This is a genomic window from Novosphingobium sp. P6W, from assembly GCF_000876675.2.
Taxonomy (GTDB): Bacteria; Pseudomonadota; Alphaproteobacteria; order Sphingomonadales; family Sphingomonadaceae; genus Novosphingobium.
In genome coordinates this window covers 1,057,444-1,078,928 of sequence record NZ_CP030353.1, presented here as the reverse complement: position 1 = coordinate 1,078,928, position 21,485 = coordinate 1,057,444, and the positions used below count along the sequence as shown (strand labels likewise).

The window sequence follows — 21,485 nt, the reverse complement described above, 5'->3', positions numbered from 1 at the left end:
TGTCTTTAAGTCTCGCGAGGAACGGAAAAATGCCTGCGGTGCACGCCCCGGAAAATCGAGACACACCGGTGCTGCGAGACTTGCCGTTCCTTTCGTCGCCGGAACGGGTGCAGGAATTGCTTTTCGAAGCGGCCCGGCTCGGCCGCGAAGAGGTCATACCGGTTTTGCTGGAAGCCGGCGCGGACATCGAGGCGGCCGATGCCAGGGGACACACCGCCCTTGTGCTTGCGACCTACAACGGCTTCGACGCCACCACCGAGTTGCCGCTGGATCACGGCGGCGGTCCCAACGGCACCACCGCTAGCGGCAGTCCACTGACGGGTGTTCCCTTCAAGGGGCACGTTGCCATCGCCCGGCAGCTACTGGCTGCCGGAGCAGACCCGAACCTGCGCAATGCCGCCGGACAGACTGCGATCATGATGTCTGGGTTGCTTGATCGGCGTGACATTATTGCTCTGCTGCTGGACGCGGGTGCGGACTTGCATGCCGTGGATGCCGCAGGAAATGATGCCGCCGGTATGGGGCATCCAGGCCAACGGAAGCCTCGCGCAGTGTTTCGTCGAGCATCTGGGGAGCGGCTCATCGGCATAGCGACGCTGGGAGCACCGGAATCCTCAGCCCTCAAATCAATCGAAAGGAGCGATACTTATGGACGACGTTTCAATTGGCCCGGCTTCGAATGGGAGCCAGCCCGTGCAGAGCGGCGTGGATGCGCAATGCGAGACAGAGCGTGACATCGACCGCGGCCTTGCCGGCGCGGAAGCCAAGCCCTTCGCCAATTCCCCCCCGACTGACGACGCGAAGACCAAAGCCCCTGACGCCAAGGATGACGCTCGCCCGCTCGACGGTGACGGCGAACACAATGATGACAACGACCAGGGCAACGAGAGCCTGATCTCCGGTAGACGCAACCCGGGCCGCGAATAGCAAAATCTCAGGCCGAAACCCTCCACCGACCCGCAGCGGACGGATTGCCGCGTCAGCGTTGCGGGTCTTTTGCCGAGGTGATGCGTTGGCCTAGGATGTATTCCTTCCTATCGCCCGAGCCCTACATACTTATCATGACCGGCGTGGGTGTGCTTATCGCTCTGGTCGCTTGGCTTCCGCTGGCCCTTAAACAATTGCCGCTTTCGTTGCCAATTGTGTGCATCGGCTTGGGAGCAGCTCTGTTCCTGTTCCCACAAGTCACGCTACGTCCGCTCCCCACGCTTCACCCGCAGATCACCGAGAGGTTCGCGGAATTCGTCGTCATTATCGCGCTGATGGGCGCCGGCCTGAAGATCGATCGCATCTTTGGCTGGCGGCGCTGGGCAGTGACGTGGCGCCTGCTGGCCGTCACGATGCCGCTGGGCATTGCGGCGATTACGGTCATGGCAGGCTTCGCGCTTGATGTGTCTTGGGCCGTGGCGTTGCTGCTGGCGGCAAGCCTTGCTCCTACCGACCCGGTGCTCGCCGCTGACGTGCAGGTGGGCCCGCCCAAGACCGGGGACGAGGATGAGGTGCGCTTCGGCCTGACGTCGGAAGCTGGCCTCAACGACGGGGCAGCGTTCCCATTTGTCCATCTGGCGATCTTGCTCGCCGTGGCTCTGCCTGCTGGCAAGCCTTGGGTGGGCGAATGGCTCGCCTATCGTGTTTTTTGGGAGATTGGCGGCGGTATCCTCGGGGGGTGGATAGTTGGGCGGATTTTTGGCTGGCTGACGTTCCGTATTCCTGCTGAAACAAAGCTAGCCAAGACAGGTGACGGCCTGATTGCGCTCTCTGCGACATTTGTCTCGTACGGTCTCACCGAAATGGTTCACGTTTACGGATTCCTTTCGGTGTTCGTTACGGCTCTGACTTTCCGGCATGCTCACCGCGACCACGACTTCCAAAACGACATGCATGCCATCACCGAGCAGATCGAACGGTTGGCCATGATGGTGCTACTCATACTTTTCGGGGGTGCGCTGGTGAGCGGTCTCCTAGCCAGTGTCGGTTGGGTAGATGTGGCGATTGCCGCAGCCATATTACTGGTTGTTCGCCCACTCACAGGATGGCTGGGGCTTCTGGGATTTCCCGCCGGCAGGCATGAAAAGATGACGCTGGCCTTCTTCGGTATTCGCGGTGTGGGCTCAATCTACTATCTCGCGTTTGGTGCAAATCACATGCCTGTTCCTGAAGCCGAAAGGCTTTGGGGCATAGTCGGGCTCGTCATCGTATTCTCGGTCCTCATGCACGGCCTGACAGTTACACCGGCCATGCGGTCTCTGGACCGCCGTCGTGGCGTAGATCCAGAGGCACGAGACATGTTGTCGCCCTGACGTTCGAAGAGCCAAAGCTGATCGCTCAAGCAGCAGCAGACGAACAGCTTCGCTCCTTGCATCCTTCGTGCGGTCGGTTGTTGCGCCGCTGTGAACTTAGAAATTGCAAAGGCGCGGATATGTTTCGACGGCCTGGGAAAGATTTGAGATTTAGCGATCCATTCAAAAGCCAACACATCGAAATAGTGAACGTCGGCTCAGCCCACAGCGTTTCCAAGCCGTCTAAATGACCGTTCATACGTTTCTACAAGCACAAAGTCTGGCTTAGGATCGCCGGGAAAAAATAGCCCCGGCCCGCCATCGGAGTTGTGCGTTGCGCTGATGATAGTTGTTCAAGCGAGCATCTGGCTTGCCGAAACTGCATACTGTCTCTTCCAGCTTTCAGCGGAAGAGGTGAACGGAGAACGGCAAAAATATTCCAAAGACGCGCATAATTTGAATTTCCGCATCTGAGCGCAGGGAAATCGCCGCCAAACGGCAAGAATGGGCGCACTGCTGACCGGACACTATTTGGGTTGCTCGGGCCTGCTGCTGACTAGCAGAATGCATACGACGCGCCGGTCATCAGCGCACCCTGCCGACGTGAGATCCGCCGGACTTTGCCGCAGCCTCTAAACGGGCGCGGGAAAAAATGCTTCGTCCGACCTTGCATCTCCCACACCGCAAGGCATGACCAACGTGAATCGGGTCTCGTCCTGCGTGGAGGTGACATTGACCCGGCCATTATGCGCCGATGCGATTTCGCCCGCTATGAACAGGCCCAGCCCCAAGCCGTCGTGCGCGCTTCCAGTATTGCGGTCAGTGAACGGCGCAAACAGAGTGGGGAGACGGTCCGCCGGAATGGGATCGCCGCCATTGGCAACGTCGATCACGAAACCGTCACTGTCAGATCGCGCGGTTACTCGGACGGGCTTGCGGGGATCGCCGTGGCTAAGTGCATTACCCAGAAGGTTGGAAAGCAACTGGGTAATGCGGGGGACGTCGCATTTCACCGGCACGCCCAGCAGGATCTCCGCATCCACCGTGCGGTCGGGATGGATCATCCGAAGTTCGTTTATGACATGACCGAGCGCGGCTTCGAGGTCATGACCCTCTCTAAACGATAATGGAACACCTTTGCCTAGGCGGCCTCGAGCCAAATCTAACATATCGCTGACGAGACCCGACATCCGGCTGCAACTCTCCAACATGCGCGAAACTATAGTGCTTTCACGCGCCTTGAGGTCCGCTTTCGAAAGCATGCGCGCGCCCGCCTCGATCGACGCCAGCGGGTTGCGCAGATCATGGCCGAGAATTGCGATGAACTGCTCGCGATAGGCGCCTTCCTTGCCCGCCTGTTCAAGCGCGGCGGTGCTTTCGGCAATTCGGTCCTGCGCGTCGAGGTGCAAGCCGATCAGCTGCGAGAATCCCTCGAACATGCTGATCACTTCTGGGGTCCTGAGCTTCGCGGGCTCAGGGTCCAGCGCGCAGAGCGTGCCGAAGAAGGTTCCATTCGGTCGAATGATTGGGATCGAGATATAACTCTGGAAGCCATACTGGCGAGGCGTGTGATGATTACAAAAGATCGGGTCTTCGCTGACCTGATCGATGATAACGCCTTTACCGCTGTCGCGGATTTCATCGCAGATCGTTGTTTTCAGGTCGAGTTGGCCGCCAGCAGCGAGGCCAAACTGAATTTCATCGCGAACCGCGCAAGCGGTCCATGATGTGTCGGTCACCCGCGCTACCGCAGCAAAGCGCAGGCCGGTGTTCCGGCAGCACAGGTCGAGTATGAACGGGATCGAATCAATCCGTCCAATGGCGGATACGTCGTTCGCAACTGATATATCGATGCTCATCTCTCGACCTCGGCCCTCAAGCTTGTCCTCGCTAGCGCGTCCAAATCCCATGTCTGGGCGCTAACTGACGGGCCTGCGCAGGGCCTATCCAATGTTCTATTCTATAATGCCGGCGAAAATTTTCACCAGTGCCCTACAGCGCAGGGTTCGGACGGCAACCGCTTTAAGAATGAGCGAATCGTCCTGTGCCGCGCGCAAGGCTGGCGTGAGCGGAAGGGATGTGTCTCTCATCAGACGGAACGGTCCAACCTGAACGAATGACCGGCTCGGAGCAACTGCACTGCGCCGCTTTGCGGCGACAATGGGCGCGAAGCGGACAATGTGCGGGCCCTCGTCGTGCAGCCCCGCTTCATCTTCAGTCCGCCAGGATTATTCGCGATAACTGCCTGGGAGAATACCATGTTCGTCCTTCGCGTCAAAACGTCGCTCTTCTTCATGCCCTTGGCTGCGCTGGCGAGCTGCGGCAGCCCACCGCCCGACGGGCGTGGAGTGGATCGCGACGAAACGCTCCTCTCCGTCAGCGCGACGGGAGAGGCCGAGACCCGGCCTGACCAGGCTCAGTTCCAGGCTGGTGTGAATAGTTGGGCCAAGGACGCAAGACTGGCTAGCGATGCCAACGCCGAGAAGATCGGGGAGATCGTCAGCGCGCTTGTGGCGACGGGCATCGCCAAGCGAGACATTCAGACACGGGCCGTCAGTGTGCAGCGGATGGATTGGGGAGACCGCAAGGGCCAGTATCAGGCTAGCAACGTGGTCAACGTCGCGGTGCGCAAGGTCGCGGACGCCGGCGCCGCCGTCGCGGCGGCCACCCAGGCAGGCGCCAACGTCATCAGCGGGCCGGACCTGCGCATGACTGACCGCGAGGGAGCAGCCAACAGCGCCTACGCCGCCGCGTTCAAGGCGGCGCGAGCGCGCGCCGACGCATATGCCGAGGCGGCGGGTATGCGGGTGGTCCGTATCCTGACCATCCGCGACTCTGGTGGGGTACAGGGCGACCGCAACCTACCCGGAGCCGTGCCGGTGGCGCCCCCACCGGTAGTGATGGAGCAAGCTGTGCAGCAAGCCGGCAACGGCAGCCTCATGCCCGGTCGTACCGTCAGCAGCGTGTCAGTGCAGGTGGACTTCGCGCTAGAGCGGAAGTGAGGAAGGAGCCAAAAAGGGCGATTGCCAACTGTCAGCTGTCAGTTGTCGCGCTGGGACAACCTGAACGAATGACCGCTAGCAATGGAACTGGGCGGCTGTATATCGTCAATGGCCGAAATCCTATGGGCAGCGAGCGATCAAGCCAGGCGTTCATTCCTTAACCCTTGGATGGCTGATCTCGCCGTTACCGCCTTCCGACGAATTTTGATGGGTCGGATGAGCCAACACCCGAATTTCAATCGACGATTTTCTGTCGAGAGCCCTCGAAATTTTGCGGTAAGTATTGAACAAGCTAAGCTTTCCCGCTGTTGGATCAATATCACCGGGCGGTAGCAGCGGATATTATAGTTACGAGGCCGACGGTCAGCCCTTTGACACTTTCAACCGGCTCGACGTCGATCCATTCATCGGGTGAATGCTCCGCGCCGCCGCTTCCCCCCGATCCGATCGTGATTGCCGGGATGCCAAGGCTCATCGGCACGTTGGCGTCTGTAGACACGGCGATGAAATGGCTGTCGTAGCCGAACGCGGTTGCCGCGCCGAAGGCGATGGCGGCAAGTCCTTTGGTTTCATCGGTCTGGCCTGCGGGGCGTTTGCCGATCACCTGGAAATCGACGCTCACCTTGCCGCGCGCGGTCGAGCGGGCGGCGTTTTCTTCGTCGATGGCCTGCCCGGCGATCGCGCGCAGTTCGCGGTCCACCCGCTCCACTTCGGCGGTTGAGGTGGAGCGCATGTCGACATCCACGAACACCTGCGGGGGAATGGTATTGACCGAAGTGCCGCCGCCCGCGACGCTGGCCGAATACGTGACCTTGGGTTCGGCAGGCACCTTGATACCGTAAAGCCCGACGACCGTCTTCGCGAGCGGGACCATCGGGTTGACGATGCCGAACTTGTCATAACTGTGGCCGCCGGGGCCGGAGAACACGATGTGGTAGCGGTTCGAGCCGACACCCTTGGTGACGATCTTGCCGGCGCCGGAGCTGTCGATGCTGATGAACCCGGCGGCGGTCCTGGCCCGGACGTTGTTCTGGAACAGGTACCGTGTTCCGCGCAGGTCGCCCTGGCCTTCCTCGCCGACGTTGCCGACGAACAGGATGTCGCGGTCGGTTTGCACCTTGGCCCCATCCATCGCCCGGAAAAATGCCAGAAGTGCGGCCAGACCGCGCGAATCGTCGCCGATGCCCGGCGCCATCAGCCTGGTGCCATCGCGGCGGACGGTCACGTCGGTGCCTTGGGGAAACACGGTGTCCAGATGGGCGGCAACGACCAGCGCGGGCAGTTTGTGGTTCCTGCCTGGCCGCACACCGACCACGTTGCCTATGCCGTCGATGGTCACGTCCGTAAAACCGCTCTGGCCCATCAGGTCGGCGTAGAGCCTGGCCCGATTGTCTTCTCCGAACGGCCACGAGGCGGTTTGGGTGATCGCCACGATTTCGGCGACGAATCTTTCATGGTCGGTGCGCAGGATCGTCTCGGCGGCCTTGAAGCTGGCTGCGTGCAGCGTCCTGCGCACGATCGGCTGCGCGGCCGGGGCGGCAGGCAAGGGCGTGGCGGCGGCAAGCAGAACGATGGCGATCGGCATTTCGGAAGACTCCTGGGTCTGGGCGGTCGACAGATACGGCAATCAGCCTTGCCGGGCGATCCTGGCTAGGCGGGGCGCCGCCACAGCAGCAGCGAGGATGCCGAAACCAGGCAGATCACACCAAGGAACAGCGCTACCGGCATCGGGCTGCGATAGTGGGCGTAAAGGGCCGTCGCGATCAGGGGCGAAAAGCCGACGATCAAGGAGGACACCTCATGCGCCATGGCCAGACCCGAGTAGCGGACGCGCGCGCTGAACATCTCGCTGTACATGGCCGGTTGCACGCCGATCATCGCGGCGTGGCACAGGCCATTGCCGATGACGAAGGCGAGCAGGATCACGCCCGTGGTGCCCGATTCCAGCATGAGGAAGAACGGATAGGCGAAGGCGGCCATCGCCAGCGCGCCGAACATGTAGATCGGCCGGCGTCCGAAACGGTCGGACAGTGCGCCGAATACCGGCATCATCACGCTGTCGGCCAACATGCCCAGCGTCACGCCCAGCACCAGGGTATCGACCTTGGCGCCCACGGCCTTGCCATAGGCCAGCGCGAAAGTGACGAACAGGTGCGAGCCGCACGTCTCTGCCAGACGCGCCCCGATACCGACGAGCAGTTCGCGCGGATGCCGGCGCAGCACTTCGACCAGCGGGGCGTGCTGCGGGCCGTCCGCCTCGGCAGCCTGGAAGTCGGATGTTTCGGAAACGCGGAAGCGGATGAACAGGCCGACCGCGAAGATCGAGATGCTCACCAGGAACGGTACGCGCCAGCCCCAGCTTACGAAATCGTCATGGGGCAGCAGCCCTGCCAGGTAGAACGCGAAAGTCGACAGGACGAAACCAAGGCCCACGCCCGTCTGGCTGAGCGCGCCGAACAGGCCTTCGCGGCCCGCCGGCGCATTCTCGGTGATGAGCAGTACGCCGCCGCCCCATTCGCCGCCGGCAGCGATGCCCTGAAACACGCGCAGCAGCACCAGCGCGATCGGCGCCCAGATGCCGATCTGCGCGAATGTCGGCAGCAGGCCGATCAGGAAGGTTGCCAGGCCCATGATCGCCAGCGTCCAGAACAGCGACGCCTTGCGCCCGTACTTGTCGCCAACATGGCCGAAGACCAGTCCGCCCAAAGGCCTTGCCGCAAAGCCGACCGCATATCCCGCGAACGAGACGAGGGTGTTGACCAGGGGGTCGGCGCCGACGGGAAAGAACAGCTCGCCGAAGACCAGCGCCGCAGCCGTGGCGTAAAGGAAGAAGTCGTACCACTCCAGGGTATTGCCGACTACGGATGCCGCGATCGCGCGCCTCAGCGTGCGCTTCTGGTCGGCGGTGGGGGAAGCTGTGTGCATCTTGTCGTCCTCAGGCCTGTTGCGATGCGCGGGCGATGATAGCGCCCGGCCGGTCGGGGCAGCGCGCGAGTTCGACCGTCATGTCGGTGGATGCGTCCGGCGCCAGCAGGCACAGGATGCGGATGCCCAGCGGGCTGGCGACCGCGCCCAGCCGCAGCGGTCCGCCTGCGACCATCGCCGGATCGAGCGAACGATGAACTACCGCTTCGCTCACGACCGTCCCTTCGACGGAAGTAAGGCGCATCTCGAGCGCATCCGAAAGGCATATCCGGCATGCATCCCGCGAGGGATACTGCGCGGAGCCGCATGAACGGCAGAACTGGATGGGAAGGCTCATGCCGCGCGCTCCAGCAGGACGGCGCCGGTGGCCAGGCAGCGATCGTATGTCACCATCCCGTAGCCGCTCGCCAAGGCGATCCTGGCATCGGGCACCTGTGCGCCGAGCGGCTGGCCGGTCACCTGCCGCAATGCCTCGACCACGGGCAGGAATCCGCCGGCCGCGCCTGCCTGGCCGCATGAAAGCTGTCCGCCGCAGGTATTGTGCGGGAAATCGCCGGTCACCGTGAGGTCGTGGGCGCGCAGGAAGGCGGGCGCCTCGCCTTTCGCACAGAAACCCAGGTCTTCGATCTGCATGGCGGCGATGACGGGATAGTCGTCATAGGACTGGACGCAGTCCACATCGGTGGGCGAAACGCCGGCCTGCCGCCACAGTGCGTCGGCGTCCATTGCCCAGCCGCCGCGCATGGCGACCGCCTCATGGAAAAAGGCGTTGTGCCGCTCGATCGCGCCCAGGACGCGCGCCTGCGGCAGGCCGAGTTCGCGCGCGCGCGCGGCGCTCATCACCAGGAATGCCTCGGCGCCCGCGCAGGGCATCACGCAGTCGAACTTGTGGATCGGCGATACGATGGGGGGTGCCGAAAGGTAGCCTTCCATATCGAGCGCCCGGCCGCCGAGCAGGGCATTGGCATTGCCGGCGGCGTTGGCGCGCTGGGATACGGCGATCCGGCCGAAATCCTCACGCGTGGCACCGAAACGCCGCATGTAGTTGTCGGTAATGAGCGCGAAGACTCCGTTCGGCCCGGCCATGCCTTGCGGCAGGACCGCTTCGTTGGAAAAACGGCTGAAATTCGAAACCAGCGCGGCGAACGTTTCGGCATTGGCGGTGTCTGCCGCGATACAGGCGACCACCGAGGCATCGCCGCACTGGACCGCGCGGGCCGCGCGGCGCAGTGCCATCACGCCGCTGGCGCCGCCGGTGGGCAGCCACTCGATCCAGCGCGGCGACATGTCGAAGTGCTCGGTCAGGGCGATGGTGGTGTCGGAGCCGAGCGTGAAGGATGAACAGGCAAGTCCGTCGATTTCCGACTTGCCGAGGCCGGAGGCTTCCACCAGCCGGCGCAGGGCCTGGCCGAAGAACCAGTGCGCTTGGTGGTCGCTGGAACGCTGGTACGGGACCGTCACCGGGCAGACCACGGCGACATCGCCGTACCCGTTCGCCGAGGCGGTGTTCGCTGAAGGCATATCGTTCACCCCTGCTTTCGCTTGAGCGCGCGCAGATCGAAGGCCCGGCCCTGTGCGACGATCTCGCGCCCCAGCTTGCGGATTTCGCCGCGTTGCAGCTTTTGCGAACTGGTGGTGGGCAGGGCTTCCACGAACGCGAGGTAGCCGGGAATCTTGAAGTACTGGAGGCTGTCCAGGCACGACTGCGCGATCTGCGTCGCCAGTGCCTCGTCGGCATCCCCGTCGCAGGTCTCGACAAGCGCGAGGACTTCCTCGCCGCGGATTTCGTCGATCACGGGGGTGACCGCGCAGTTCACCACTGCCTCATGGCGCATGAGCGCGCCTTCCACTTCGACGGCTGCGATGTTCTCGCCGCTGCGGCGCACGATGTTCTTGCTGCGGTCGACGAAGAACATGCTGCCATGCTCGTCCCGGCGCACGATGTCGCCGGTGTGCAGCCAGCCGCCTTCCCACGCGGCGGCAGTGGCGGTTTCGTCGTTGTGATAGCCGGAAAAGAAGTAGCGGCGCGGGTCGGACCCACGGGCGCGCACCAGCAGTTCGCCGGGTGTGCCTACAGGAACGTCGTTGCCCTGCTCGTCCACCAGACGGCATTCGATATCGTCGCCGGGGACGCCGAAGCAGCGTTCGCCGACGTGGCGCGGTTCGTGGCTGGCGGTGATCCAGGCGCCCGCGCCGGTTTCGCTCATGGCCCAGGCTTCGATGAGGGGAAAGCCGTAGCGCTCCTCGAAAATTGCGTGATGACGCGGATCGACGCCCGCACCGAACGCGAAGCGGATCGCGTGGCCTTCCCAGGTCGAAGGGGCATCCTCGCGCTGCAGCAGGATCGCGGGCATGACGCCAAGGTAATGGATCACCGTGGCCTGCGTCTCGCGTACCGTGCGCCACCAGGTAGAGGCGTGGAAACGGTCAAGCTGGATAAGGCAGCCGCCGCTGAACAAAGCGGCCATGAACGAGCAGGCCAGCGCGTTCATGTGAGTGACCGGTAGCGGCGTCAGAATACGCTCGGCGCCGGGGCGGAACATACAATAGCCGCCAAGCTCGGTATAGAACGCGCCGATACGATTGAAGTAGGCGTTGGACAGGATGCAGCCCTTGGGCGTGCCCGTGGTGCCCGAGGTGAAGATCATCGCCGCCTCGCTGGCCGCATCGGCCTTGCCAGGCCCGGCCCGGCGGCGTGCAGGTGCAAGGTCCACCAAAGCCACGTCCGCCACGGGCATGGTCTGCGCGGCCAGGCCCGCCAGACGCACGGCGTGGCGCGGCCAGCCGATGACGAGGTCCAGTTCGGCAAGGCCCATGACCTGACCCAGTTCGCCATCGCTCATCCCCGCATTGAGCGGGGCGACACTTGCGCCCAGGGCATTGAGCGCCAGGAAATGCAGGAAGAATTCAGGGTGGTTGTCCAGCGCCAGCCCGATGCGGTGGCCAAGGCCGAAGCCGGCCGCCGAATACGCCGCGCGCAGACCCTCGATACGGTCCATGGCATCGGCGAACGTCAGCGAGATCGCCGCCTCGCCGCGCAGCGCTTCGGCGGGTGCGTGCAGGAACGCCTGCCCCGGCCATGCGGCAACGGCACGGCGGAAGCTGGAGAAGATCGTTGCGCCTGTCTGCGCGGAAGAATGGCCGGCCGGGATCGGCGAGGCTGCCAAAGGGATTTCGATCATGAGGAACGCGCGGTCCTTGAGATGGGAGGGCGACGGCGGTGCATCGCGAATTTCAGTTCGGTCCCGAGGCGAGAGCCCGGCGGGAATTGAATGCATTTTATGCCTAAAGTTGCGGGATATCTGCCCGCGCAACATTCAGGTCCGGCCAAAGCGTCAGCTCAGGCCGATTTCGCGCGCCCTTGCAGCGTTTCCGCATTGGTGGACGCGGCGACGAAGCTTTCGCGGGCGCGGACGACGAATTGCAGCGTCGTATCCTGCACCATCAGCGCATCGCAGCGCTCGAAACCCTCCAGCATCCGTGCGAGAAGTTCGAGCACGACGTGCTGCGTACCCGCATCGATGATGGTGGCCTTGCGCACGATCTGCACATGATCGACGAAGCGGCTGATCGCTGCCGCCAGACGGCGATTGGGCACCGCGTCGAGCCAGATCTGCCGGAACCTGTCATTGGCGACCATCATGTCGCCCAGCCTCACTTCGGCCACCGCGTGGCGGGCTTCGGTCAAGGCGGCGCGCAGGGCTTCGATATCCTCGCTGCCCAGGACGCGGCATACTGAAGCGGCGGCGCGCGGCTCCAGCATCATGCGGACTTCGAAAATCTCTTCGATGTCGTCATGCGTCAGCTTGGGAAGGATGAAGCCACGGGTGGTGCCTGCAAGGTACCCTTCGTGGACAAGTCGCAGCAGCGCCTGGCGCACGGGCATCCGCGAGAGATTGAATTCAGTAGCTAGTCGGGAATCGACAATACGCTCGTCGGCGCCGACTTCCCCTCGCTTGATACGGCCGAGAATCGTCGTGTAGACTTCGGAATCGCCGATATTGAGCAGGGTGCCGTTGGGCTGGGAAGGCTCCTGATTCATTAGCGGCATTCTCCAAATCGAAAATCAGAATACACTTTTTGACATATCCGACAAGAGTCGCTTTCAGAATTACTCGATTTTTTAGGCATCGTATTGCTCTGGATCGACATTAAGGCCCCTGCGACCCCGCGCCGCGCCGTGTGAAGGCGCGGATGGCCTGTCCGTTTCAGAATTCATCAATGGCTGGAGCATGCCTTCGGACCGCGTGATGACAGCGGTGGCGACGGCATTGCCCACCACGTTCGTGGCCGAGCGCCCCATGTCGAGGAAGGTATCGACGCCCAGCAGCAGCGCAATGCCCTCGACCGGCAGGCCGAACTGGGTCAAAGTCGCGGCAATCACCACAAGGCTCGCGCGCGGAACTCCGGCGATGCCCTTGGAGCTGACCATCAGCGTCAGCAGCATCAGAACCTGTGTCATCAAAGGCACATGGATGCCATAGGCCTGCGCGATGAAGATCGACGCGAAGCTCATGTAGATCATCGAGCCGTCGAGGTTGAAGCTGTAGCCCAGCGGCAGGATAAAGCCCGAAATGCGACGCGGCACGCCGAAACGGTCGAGTTGCTCGAACAGCTTGGGCAAGCTTGCTTCTGAAGACGCGGTCGCAAACGAGAGCAGCAGGGGTTCGCGGATATAGCGGAACAGCGTGACCACGCGCTTGCCCAGAAACAGGCCGCCAACGCTGAACAAAAGCACCCACAGCAGGATCATGGCAAAATAGAATTCGGCCACCAGCACGCCGTACGTAACGAGAATGCCGAGGCCGCGCGTTGCGATAACCGCTGCGATCGCGCCGAACACCGCGAAGGGTGCGAAGCGCATCACGTAGCCGGTGATCTGCAGCATCACTTCCGCCAGCGATTGCGCGGCGCGTACGATCGGCGCCCCCTTGTCACCGATGGCGGTGAGGGCGACGCCCACGAACAGCGAGAAGACCAGAATCTGCAGGATGTTGTTCTCGGCCATCGCGGCGAGCGGGCTGGCCGGAAATATCTCCAGGATGAAGTGACGCAGCGTCAGTTCGCCCGTTTTCAGGTCACCAAAGTCGGCCCCGCTTTCGAGCCCGACGCCAAGGCCGGGTTTGAACAGGTTCACTAGGGTCAGACCAAGGCCGAGCGAGATGAGGCTGGCGGTAACGAACCACCCTAGCGCCTTGCCACCGATGCGGCCCAGCGCGGCGCTGTCTCCCATGCCCGCGATGCCGGTCACGATCGTCGCGAAGACCAGCGGCGCAAGGATCATCTTGATCAGTTTCAGGAACACGTCGGGCAGCAGCCGCAGGTAATCGGCCCAATGTTCGAGCAGCGGACTGTCCGCCGGGAGACTGGCATGGAGCAACCAGCCGGCAGCGATGCCCAGCGCCATGCCGATCAGGATATACAGTGTCAGACGTCTGCCCATGGAACCTCGTCAGGAAAAGGTGACCCGCGCCCCGGTCGATGTGCGTGCCGGAATGGCGCCCGCAGGCCTGACTGAACGGAATTGCCGGCGCCGGATCAAATTCTTGCGGCGGCGGGGAGGCAAGCGTTCGGCGCCTCGCTGAAATCAGAATACAATTATTGCCTGTCTTCGCAAGGCTATTCGATCAATTCTCCGTGGTCGGGCAGGGCGGCGATAACGCGAAGGGAAGTGTGAGAGCTATTTCTCGATGCTGATCCGATCTTGCCGCACCCCCGAAAATCCGCGTTAAAATGGCGGATTTGGCGCTTCTAGTGACTATCTTAGGAAGGCGAGACAGTGCGAGATAGGGCATGATTCGGCTTGGACGCACAATGTCACAGGAATGCAAAAGAGGCACTAGACAGAGATCATCATTGATGTAATCTGAATGCAGAAATTGAGACGAATCGTGGTCGATCCGCGAAGTGGTGGCAGCAGGGCGCGCGTTCATGCGCAGCAGTGGTTGGTCGTAGGGTTTGGCCGGAAAAGGGTGTCAGGGGATAACGTCAGCCGGCGGTGCGGGATCAAATCGCCGTGCCGGGACAGGTGACGCCATGCTTACGGAATTCATGCTTCGCAGGGGCCGGGCCTGATAGCCGCCCCGGCCGCTTGGCAACGCAATTTTGAGGTGGGAATTCATGCGCAACATATTCTTGGCCATGACCACGCTAGCCGTTGCCGGCTCCTGTGCGCCTGTGGCTTGGGCGAAAGCGCCATCGGTGGCGCAGCTCAAGGCCGCGTCCCAAGCCGAAGAACCCGTGTTCCTGCAGAGGCTGGAACAACTGGTGGACATCGATTCCGGCTCGGACAATGCCCAGGGGCTGGCAGCGGCGGCCGACTGCCTTGCAGGAAAACTCACCTCTTTGGGCCTTCGGGTGTCCCGCATTGCCGCGCCGCCCTCGGCTGGCGACGTCGTTGTCGGAACGCTGAAGGGCAAGGGCCGCAGGTCGTTCCTGCTGATCGCCCACTACGACACCGTCTATCCCGCCGGAACGGGCCGGAACTGGAAGTACAAGGTCGAAGGCAACCGAATCCACGGCCCAGGGGCGCTAGACGCGAAGTCGGGCATCGCGGTCATCCTATCATCGGTTGCGGTGCTCAAACGCCTCGGGTTTGATGACTTTTCGACGATCACCGTGCTGTTCAATCCGGATGAGGAAACCGGCTCGGCCGGGTCCCGGGATCTGATCGCACGGCTGGCATCCCAGCACGATTTCACGCTTTCCGCCGAGCCGGGCGGAACCCAGCGGCTGCTCGCGACCAGCGGTATCGCCCGGTTGACCATGACCGTCACCGGGGCGGCATCGCACGCCGGCGTCGCACCCGAGCAGGGCAGCAACGCGCTGGTCGAAGCGTCCAACGTCATCGCGCGCACGCGCGACTGGTCGCTGCCGGCGCGCGGTTTGAAGTTCAACTGGACGCTTTCGCACTCCGGGCAGAAGGCAAACGTCATTCCGGATCAGGCCGAAGCCTCCGCCGACATACGCTATCTCAAAAAAGCCGATGTGGACGCGCTGCTGGTCAGGTTGGGCACCTTGGCGGCCTCGCCCTCCGTGCCCGGCACGCAAGTTGCATTCGCAGTAGCCTATTCCCGTCCGCCGCTGCTGCCGACGCCACTTTCGCGCCAGTTCGCGGAGCTTGCGCGCGACGCGGGGGACGAGATCGGCTACCCCGTCGAGATCGTCGATCAACCGTTCGGCGGGGCCAGCGATGCAGCCTATGCGGCCTCGTCCGGCAAGTCGGCGGTGGTGGAGAGCTTTGGCCTTGCGGGCCAGGGCAATCACGCGGTCTTTAAGGAATATGCCGAGCGCGACGGTATCGTACCGGGCATCTACGTGATGAGCCGCAGCATCGTCCAGGCGGGCGCCGGTCCTGGGCCGGCCACGGCGCCGCAGCATGGAAAGCTCGAGCGATGACCGCCGCAACGACTGCTCTGGCGTGTATGCTGCTGTCAGGCGCTGCGGCATGCCTGACGGCTGGGTCGCCTGCGGCGGCCGCCCCGGTGACGCAGGTGGAGCCGGCAGGCAGCGGCTATTGGACCGGCCACTTCACCGTCGGTGCTGGCAGACACCTCTCGTTCTACGCCAACCGGCCCATGCGCCGGGATAGGTCCATCGATACCGTCATCGTGGTGATCCACGGCGCCGGGCGAGATGCGGCAAATGCCGCGAACGACGCGGCCACAGCCGCGTTCGCCGCAGGCCACGCGCACGGAACGGCGGTCATCGCCCCGGCATTCCGCGCATCGAGCGCTGGCGGCATGTGCCACGATGTGTTGGAGGATGGGGAAGTGGACTGGGGTTGCTGGGGATGGCGCTACGGCGATCCGGCCGGGAATGCCGCCACCGACAGTTTCGCCGCGATGGACGAGATGCTGCAATGGCTCGGCACGCGGGCGACCTATCCGAACCTGCGCAAGATCATCGTTCTGGGAAATTCGGCCGGCGGGCAGTTCGTCGCGCGCTATGCGCTCGTCAACACCGTGCAGGACAAGCTGACGGTTGCGGTGGACTATGTCGCGGCAAACGCATCAAGCTACGCCTACCTCGACAAACAGCGGCCAAGGACTCCGAACGATGTCCTCGATCCTGCCACGGCGGGAACGTTCAGGCTCAAGGATGTGGCCGACGCCCAGGGATGCACCGGCTTCGACGAGTGGCGTTATGGCTTGAGCGGCCGGATCGGCTACAGCGGCAAGGTCACCGAGGCCCGGATCCGCAGCAATGCCGCCAGCCGCAAGCTGACCATCCTTGCCGGCGAACTGGACGATCATCCTAATACGCTCATGGACGAGACCTGCCGCGCCTATTATCAGGGCGCCAACCGTCTTGAGCGCGCGCGGAACTACGTCGCCTATCTGGAAGCTGCCTTCCATGGCACGCCGGTTATGGCGACAGTCCCTGGATGCGGCCACAACGCGACATGCATGTACGTGACCGAAGCCGCCAGGAAGGAGGTTTTCGGAGCGCGGTGACTGCCTTGGCAGCCGCCGCAGCCATTTCGCGGCATCGGCGCGGGAAATTACTTCAGGTTTGAAATTCAACAGGTCTGCGTCGTCGATGCAGACTGAACCAACGCACTTCACGACGTTCCGATGCGGTTTGACCGGGCCGACCGCCCGTTTCGAACCAGGGATGGGCAAGTGCATCGTGCCTGCATGAGGGGTGCGATGCGGAAGAAGCGGACGTGCACGCGTCAGCCCCGCAAAGCGGCGGCGCACGGGGGACGAAATGCAAGAAGGTCGCAGTTCAATTCAGGGAGTTTGCAATCGTGAGAAAGACTGAACTATTTCTGTCGGGTGCCATGGGTCTGGCCCTGGCCATCGTAGCACCGGCCTATGCGCAGGACGCCGCGGCATCGGGTGCCGCCGCAGGCGAACAAGGCCCTGCCGAGATCGGCGGGGACATCGTTGTGACGGCCCTGCGCCGCAGCGGCACTATCCAGACGACGCCGCTCAGCATCGCCGCACTTTCGGCCGATACGCTGCAGAAGACGGGCGCGACGCAGCTTAACGACTTCTTCCGCCAGGTTCCGAACATGAACGTGACGGCCGGGCAAGGCGGCCAGAACCGCATCACCATCCGCGGCATCAACGCAGCAGGCGAAGCGGTGGTCGGCGTCTATTACGACGAGACACCGGTGACGGGTCCTTCGGGCACGACTCAGGATTCGGGTGGCTACGCGGCGGACGTGAACCTGTTCGACGTAGAGCGCATCGAAGTGCTGCGCGGTCCGCAGGGTACCCTCTACGGTGCCAGTTCGATGGCCGGCACGTTGCGCATCATCTTCAACAAGCCGGATGCGACGAAGTACGATTATGCCAGCGAAGTGCAGGCAACTTCGACCAAAGGCGGATCGGCCGGATATTTCGCCAAGGGCATGGTCAACGTCCCGTTGATCGAGGACAAGCTGGCGGTGCGCGTGATCGGCTTCTACGAAAAGCGCCCCGGCTGGATCGACAACACCTACTACAGCAAGAAGAACGTCAACGACCAGGAAACCTGGGGTGTACGCGGCCTTCTGGCCTTCACGCCGGATGCGGACACGACGATTACGGCCTCGGCGCTGTACCAGCACGCGTCGGCAGACGACATGCAGGGGTGGTTCGCCCAGGTGGGTCGTTACAAGACCAATTCCGAAGTCCGCCTGCCGTTCGAAACCGACACGCAGCTTTACAACGTGACCGGCGAGCGCTCGCTCGGGTTCGCGACGCTGACGGGTACGGCAAGCTACTACAAGTACGCCTACAACCGGTCGGCCGATTTCACGCCGACCGCGCGGGCGAATTCCACCTCCGCCACAAACTGCCGGGCCTATTACGGTGCGACCTGCAGCGGCGCACAGATGGCGAACTGGACGACCTACGCCCGGTCGCTCCTGCCGGTGCTGGCCTATCAGCCCGCATACGTGCGCTCGCAGGATTACGAAGTGCGCCTGGCCTCGGGCGACGAGATGCCCGACTGGCTGCAGTGGACCGTCGGCGCGTTCTACGAAAAGCGCAACGACCACATCCTGTCGCAGAACGTCCAGGCCGATCCGGACACCGGCCAGTTCTACGATCCGCTGGTGATCCTCCAGTCGCGCTTCGTGCAGACCCGGTCGCGCCAGACGGCGGGCTTCGCGGATGTTTCGGTCAAGCCGATCTCTGATCTCACGCTGACGGCGGGTGTGCGGTATTACGACTACAAGAAGACCACGGGCGGCCAACTGACGGTCGGCTCGCCTTTGTTCAACACCACGCCGGGCGCGTTTACCTCGGCTACGACGCAGGCGAACGGATGGCTCAAGAAGTTCAACGTCAGCTATCAGGTCACACCGCGCGCGCTGGTCTATGCCACGGCCTCGCAGGGGTTCCGCCCCGGCGGCGCCAACAACGTTCCCGGCCTTCCGGACAGCCTTGTTCCCTACAAGGCCGATGGCCTGTGGAACTATGAGGCGGGCGTGAAGACCGGCTGGTTCAGCAATCGCCTGACCTTCAACGCGGCAGTGTACCAGATCGACTGGGACAACATGCAGACTTCGGCCCGCACGCTCGACAGCCGCTATGCCTTCATCACCAATGCGGGCAAGGCGCGTATCCGCGGCGGCGAAGTGGAGATCACCGCGATTCCCATGATCGGTCTCAACCTGACTGGCGGCGTGGGTTATGCCGACGCAAAGTTGACCGAGGACCAGGCCAACGACGCTGTGTTGATCACCGGCACGACCGGACGGGACGGAGATCGCATTCCGAACACCCCGAAGTGGACTGCGACCGCCGCCGCAGACTATACTTGGGCGTTGACCGATAGGCTGAACGGCCTCGTGCGGGCTGATTTCGCCTACACTGGTCAAATGCGTTCTACGTTCCGCACCACGGATCCCTCGTACAACAGCTATGGCGGTTTTAGCACCGTCAACCTGCGTGCGGGCGTGGAGAACGAGCGCTGGGGACTGTACTTGTTCTGCCAAAACGTAGGCGACACGCTGGGCAAAACATCGGTCCTGACGCAAGGGGGGCTGACCGGCCTGATCTACGGTATCGCCCCGCGCACGATCGGCGTGAATTTCCGCATTCAGAGTTAGCCGCTTCGGCGGACGAGGCGACTAGATGAGCCTGCCCCTGTTGACCCAGGGGCAGGCTTAAATTTTTCAAGGCTTCTCAGCTATGTTTGAACTTTTCCTGGAATAGAGCGCTCCGACCTCGGGTCGCACATTGGTTTCATTGATCGTTTTGCGGTTCAATCTGCAATTCAAGCTTCGGAGCCGCCGGAGGATCCTAACGACATCAGCCGAAATCATTCAGCGTTGGCCTTCGCCGTAATTGGTCTTTCGGTAAGCTGATTAGCAATGACAAAAAATGTCCCCCACCCAGTCGTAATCTACCTGTCCGCTTCTAGGCGCAGCAGAATTGTTTTCTCGATTCCAGTCATGCTTTCGTCGCCCGTAGGTGGGGGTTGCTCGTCATAGACCTGATCAATACTGAACCGCCGTGGTCTGCAGCCAAGCATCATTAAAGGTCCAGCTTTCAGCGATGCCGTGAACAGCAACTCCCAAGGGTCGAGCCAAAAGTCGTTCACTTTTCGTTCTATTCGTGTCATGGTAGGGGATGGTCGATTCTATCATCCGAAAGATCATCCACGTCGACATGGACGCCTTCTTTGCGTCCGTGGAGCAACGCGATAATCCCGACCTGCGTGGGCGCCCGGTAGCGGTGGGTCATGGCGCCGCGCGGGGCGTGGTTGCCGCTGCAAGCTACGAAGCGCGGACGTTCGGCGTGCGGTCGGCTTTGCCTTCGGTTACTGCCTTGCGGCGCTGTCCCGACCTCATCTTCGTGCCGCCGCGTTTCGACGTTTACCAAGAGGTATCCCGGCAAATCCATGCCGTCTTTGCGCGTTACACCGATCTGATCCAGCCCCTCTCGCTCGATGAGGCCTATCTCGATGTGACGGCCAGCAAATCCGGTATCGCCACGGCCTGGCTCACCGCGAAGGCCATCCGGGCAGCAATCCTGGAGGAAACCGGACTGACCGCGTCTGCCGGGATTTCGTACAACAAATTCCTCGCCAAACTCGCCTCCAATCACCGCAAGCCGAACGGACAGTTCGCCGTTACTCCCGACATGGGGGAGGAGTGGGTGACGACATTGCCGGTCAGCCGCTTCCATGGGGTGGGACCTGTGACCGCGGATAAGATGAAGCGGCTCGGTATTGAAACCGGCGCTGATCTGCGGGCCAAGCCTTGGGCATTTCTTGAGCAGCATTTCGGGAGTTCGGCGGGATGGTATTACGCGATCGCGCGCGGCGTGGACGATCGGCCGGTAAACCCCAACCGGATCCGCAAGTCGTCGGGCTCGGAAACGACCTTCGAACGTGACCTCACAGACCCTGCCGAGATCGAAGCCGGCGTCCTTCGGATGGTCGACGACGTCTGGCGCTGGTGTGAGACCCGCTCACGGTTTGGCCGCACCGTGACGGTGAAAATCAAGTACGGCGACTTCAGACAGATCACGCGCCGCCGCAGTCAGGCCGACGTCGTCGCGACGCTCGATAATTTTCGAAACCTGGCGCGCGAGCTCATCCGCTCGGTCCTGCCCCCCACAAAAGGCATCCGGCTCGTAGGCGTCACGGTATCGAACTTCGGCGAGCCTGCCGCCGATGGCGAAGCCGGACTGCCGATGTTCACGAAGGATCAGGAGGCTTGATGCTTAACCTGTTCGACACGCCAGTGCTTGCGGGTTTGAGCACTCAGGGCGACATTATCGACGCTGCCGAAGAGCGCATGCTGATAGGCCGGATCGATGCCAGCCACCTCGAACCGTTCCGCTTTCAAGGCTGGACCGGCAAACGGCTTACCGCGTCGTTCGGATGGAGTTATGATTTCGAAATCGGGCGACCGCTGGAAGCTCCGCCGTTTCCGAACTGGCTGTGCCCCTTCCGCGATCGTGCCGCGCGCTTCGCCAATATCGATCCCGCTTCCCTCATCCAGGCATTGCTGATCCGCTACGGTCCTGGCGCCGGTATCGGGTGGCACCGCGATCGTCCAGTCTACAAGGATGTGATTGGTATCTCACTGGGAGAGCCTGCGACGATGCGATTTCGGCGCAGGCGGACCGATGGTTTCGCGCGGGTATCGGTGCCGCTTGAACCGCGAGCAGCTTACCACCTGAGCGGACCGGCTCGTCACGACTGGGAGCATAGTATCGCCGAGATGGAGCGGCCCCGCTGGTCTGTTACCTTCCGGAGTTTTGCGGCACAGCTCTGAACCGCGAACTCAGTCGTGCGATTCCCCGCACGCCGACCTGCATTCTCGATGCGG

The 21,485-nt window shown here is 62.6% G+C and carries 17 protein-coding genes; 9 read left to right on the top strand and 8 right to left on the bottom strand.

Going from position 1 to position 21,485, the window contains the following annotated elements:
- Positions 1 to 29: 29 nt before the first annotated feature.
- The 3 genes from TQ38_RS21015 (at position 30) to TQ38_RS21005 (ending at position 2,300) form a co-directional block, all read left to right on the top strand.
- Positions 30 to 734: an ankyrin repeat domain-containing protein gene (locus TQ38_RS21015; RefSeq protein ID WP_113942016.1), complete on the top strand. Its 705-nt coding sequence runs from the start codon at positions 30 to 32 to the stop codon at positions 732 to 734.
- Positions 694 to 927, top strand: coding sequence for a hypothetical protein (locus tag TQ38_RS21010; RefSeq protein ID WP_162792334.1), 234 nt, complete (start codon positions 694 to 696; stop codon positions 925 to 927). The genes TQ38_RS21015 and TQ38_RS21010 overlap by 41 nt, the downstream gene beginning before the upstream one ends.
- Before the next feature lie 95 nt (positions 928 to 1,022).
- Positions 1,023 to 2,300 carry a sodium:proton antiporter gene (locus tag TQ38_RS21005; protein ID WP_043977911.1) on the top strand — a complete coding sequence of 426 codons (1,278 nt, stop codon included), beginning with the start codon at positions 1,023 to 1,025 and terminating at the stop codon, positions 2,298 to 2,300.
- A 611-nt stretch (positions 2,301 to 2,911) separates the two neighbouring features.
- On the opposite strand, the gene TQ38_RS21000 is transcribed toward TQ38_RS21005, so the two are convergent.
- Positions 2,912 to 4,138 carry a GAF domain-containing sensor histidine kinase gene (locus TQ38_RS21000; RefSeq protein ID WP_043977913.1) on the bottom strand — a complete coding sequence of 409 codons (1,227 nt, stop codon included), beginning with the start codon at positions 4,136 to 4,138 and terminating at the stop codon, positions 2,912 to 2,914.
- Between the two features lie 399 nt (positions 4,139 to 4,537).
- On the opposite strand from TQ38_RS21000, the gene TQ38_RS20995 reads away from it, so the two are divergent.
- Complete coding sequence (locus TQ38_RS20995) at positions 4,538 to 5,281, top strand: SIMPL domain-containing protein (RefSeq protein ID WP_043977916.1); 744 nt, start codon at positions 4,538 to 4,540, stop codon at positions 5,279 to 5,281.
- Between the two features lie 319 nt (positions 5,282 to 5,600).
- Here TQ38_RS20995 and TQ38_RS20990 read toward each other — a convergent pair whose 3' ends face one another.
- The 7 genes from TQ38_RS20990 to TQ38_RS20960 all read right to left on the bottom strand — a co-directional run bounded on the left by TQ38_RS20990 (position 5,601) and on the right by TQ38_RS20960 (position 13,649).
- Entirely contained in the window at positions 5,601 to 6,866 is a 1,266-nt protein-coding gene (locus tag TQ38_RS20990) for a M20/M25/M40 family metallo-hydrolase (RefSeq protein ID WP_082057840.1), read from the bottom strand.
- A gap of 65 nt (positions 6,867 to 6,931) precedes the next feature.
- Positions 6,932 to 8,206, bottom strand: a complete 1,275-nt coding sequence (locus tag TQ38_RS20985) for an MFS transporter (RefSeq protein ID WP_043977919.1) — start codon at positions 8,204 to 8,206, stop codon at positions 6,932 to 6,934.
- Positions 8,207 to 8,216: 10 nt separating this feature from the next.
- On the bottom strand, positions 8,217 to 8,543 hold the full coding sequence (locus tag TQ38_RS20980; protein ID WP_052505868.1) for a Zn-ribbon domain-containing OB-fold protein: 327 nt from the start codon (positions 8,541 to 8,543) through the stop codon (positions 8,217 to 8,219).
- Positions 8,540 to 9,727, bottom strand: coding sequence for a thiolase family protein (locus TQ38_RS20975; RefSeq protein WP_043977986.1), 1,188 nt, complete (start codon positions 9,725 to 9,727; stop codon positions 8,540 to 8,542). The genes TQ38_RS20980 and TQ38_RS20975 overlap by 4 nt, the downstream gene beginning before the upstream one ends.
- Before the next feature lie 5 nt (positions 9,728 to 9,732).
- Positions 9,733 to 11,388: an AMP-binding protein gene (locus TQ38_RS20970; protein ID WP_082057835.1), complete on the bottom strand. Its 1,656-nt coding sequence runs from the start codon at positions 11,386 to 11,388 to the stop codon at positions 9,733 to 9,735.
- A gap of 158 nt (positions 11,389 to 11,546) precedes the next feature.
- Positions 11,547 to 12,248 carry a GntR family transcriptional regulator gene (locus tag TQ38_RS20965; RefSeq protein ID WP_052505869.1) on the bottom strand — a complete coding sequence of 234 codons (702 nt, stop codon included), beginning with the start codon at positions 12,246 to 12,248 and terminating at the stop codon, positions 11,547 to 11,549.
- A gap of 81 nt (positions 12,249 to 12,329) precedes the next feature.
- Positions 12,330 to 13,649 carry a dicarboxylate/amino acid:cation symporter gene (locus TQ38_RS20960; protein ID WP_043977926.1) on the bottom strand — a complete coding sequence of 440 codons (1,320 nt, stop codon included), beginning with the start codon at positions 13,647 to 13,649 and terminating at the stop codon, positions 12,330 to 12,332.
- A gap of 677 nt (positions 13,650 to 14,326) precedes the next feature.
- On the opposite strand from TQ38_RS20960, the gene TQ38_RS20955 reads away from it, so the two are divergent.
- The 5 genes from TQ38_RS20955 (at position 14,327) to TQ38_RS20935 (ending at position 21,431) form a co-directional block, all read left to right on the top strand.
- Entirely contained in the window at positions 14,327 to 15,604 is a 1,278-nt protein-coding gene (locus tag TQ38_RS20955; RefSeq protein WP_052505870.1) for a glutamate carboxypeptidase, read from the top strand.
- A complete protein-coding gene (locus TQ38_RS20950; protein ID WP_052505871.1) occupies positions 15,601 to 16,662 on the top strand; it encodes an alpha/beta fold hydrolase in 1,062 nt (353 codons plus the stop codon). The genes TQ38_RS20955 and TQ38_RS20950 overlap by 4 nt, the downstream gene beginning before the upstream one ends.
- A gap of 296 nt (positions 16,663 to 16,958) precedes the next feature.
- Complete coding sequence (locus TQ38_RS20945) at positions 16,959 to 19,253, top strand: TonB-dependent receptor (protein WP_162792333.1); 2,295 nt, start codon at positions 16,959 to 16,961, stop codon at positions 19,251 to 19,253.
- A 523-nt stretch (positions 19,254 to 19,776) separates the two neighbouring features.
- Complete coding sequence (dinB, locus tag TQ38_RS20940; RefSeq protein WP_043977929.1) at positions 19,777 to 20,871, top strand: DNA polymerase IV; 1,095 nt, start codon at positions 19,777 to 19,779, stop codon at positions 20,869 to 20,871.
- Complete coding sequence (locus TQ38_RS20935) at positions 20,871 to 21,431, top strand: alpha-ketoglutarate-dependent dioxygenase AlkB (protein WP_043977932.1); 561 nt, start codon at positions 20,871 to 20,873, stop codon at positions 21,429 to 21,431. Before dinB ends, TQ38_RS20935 begins: the two co-directional genes overlap by 1 nt.
- Positions 21,432 to 21,485 lie beyond the last annotated feature (54 nt).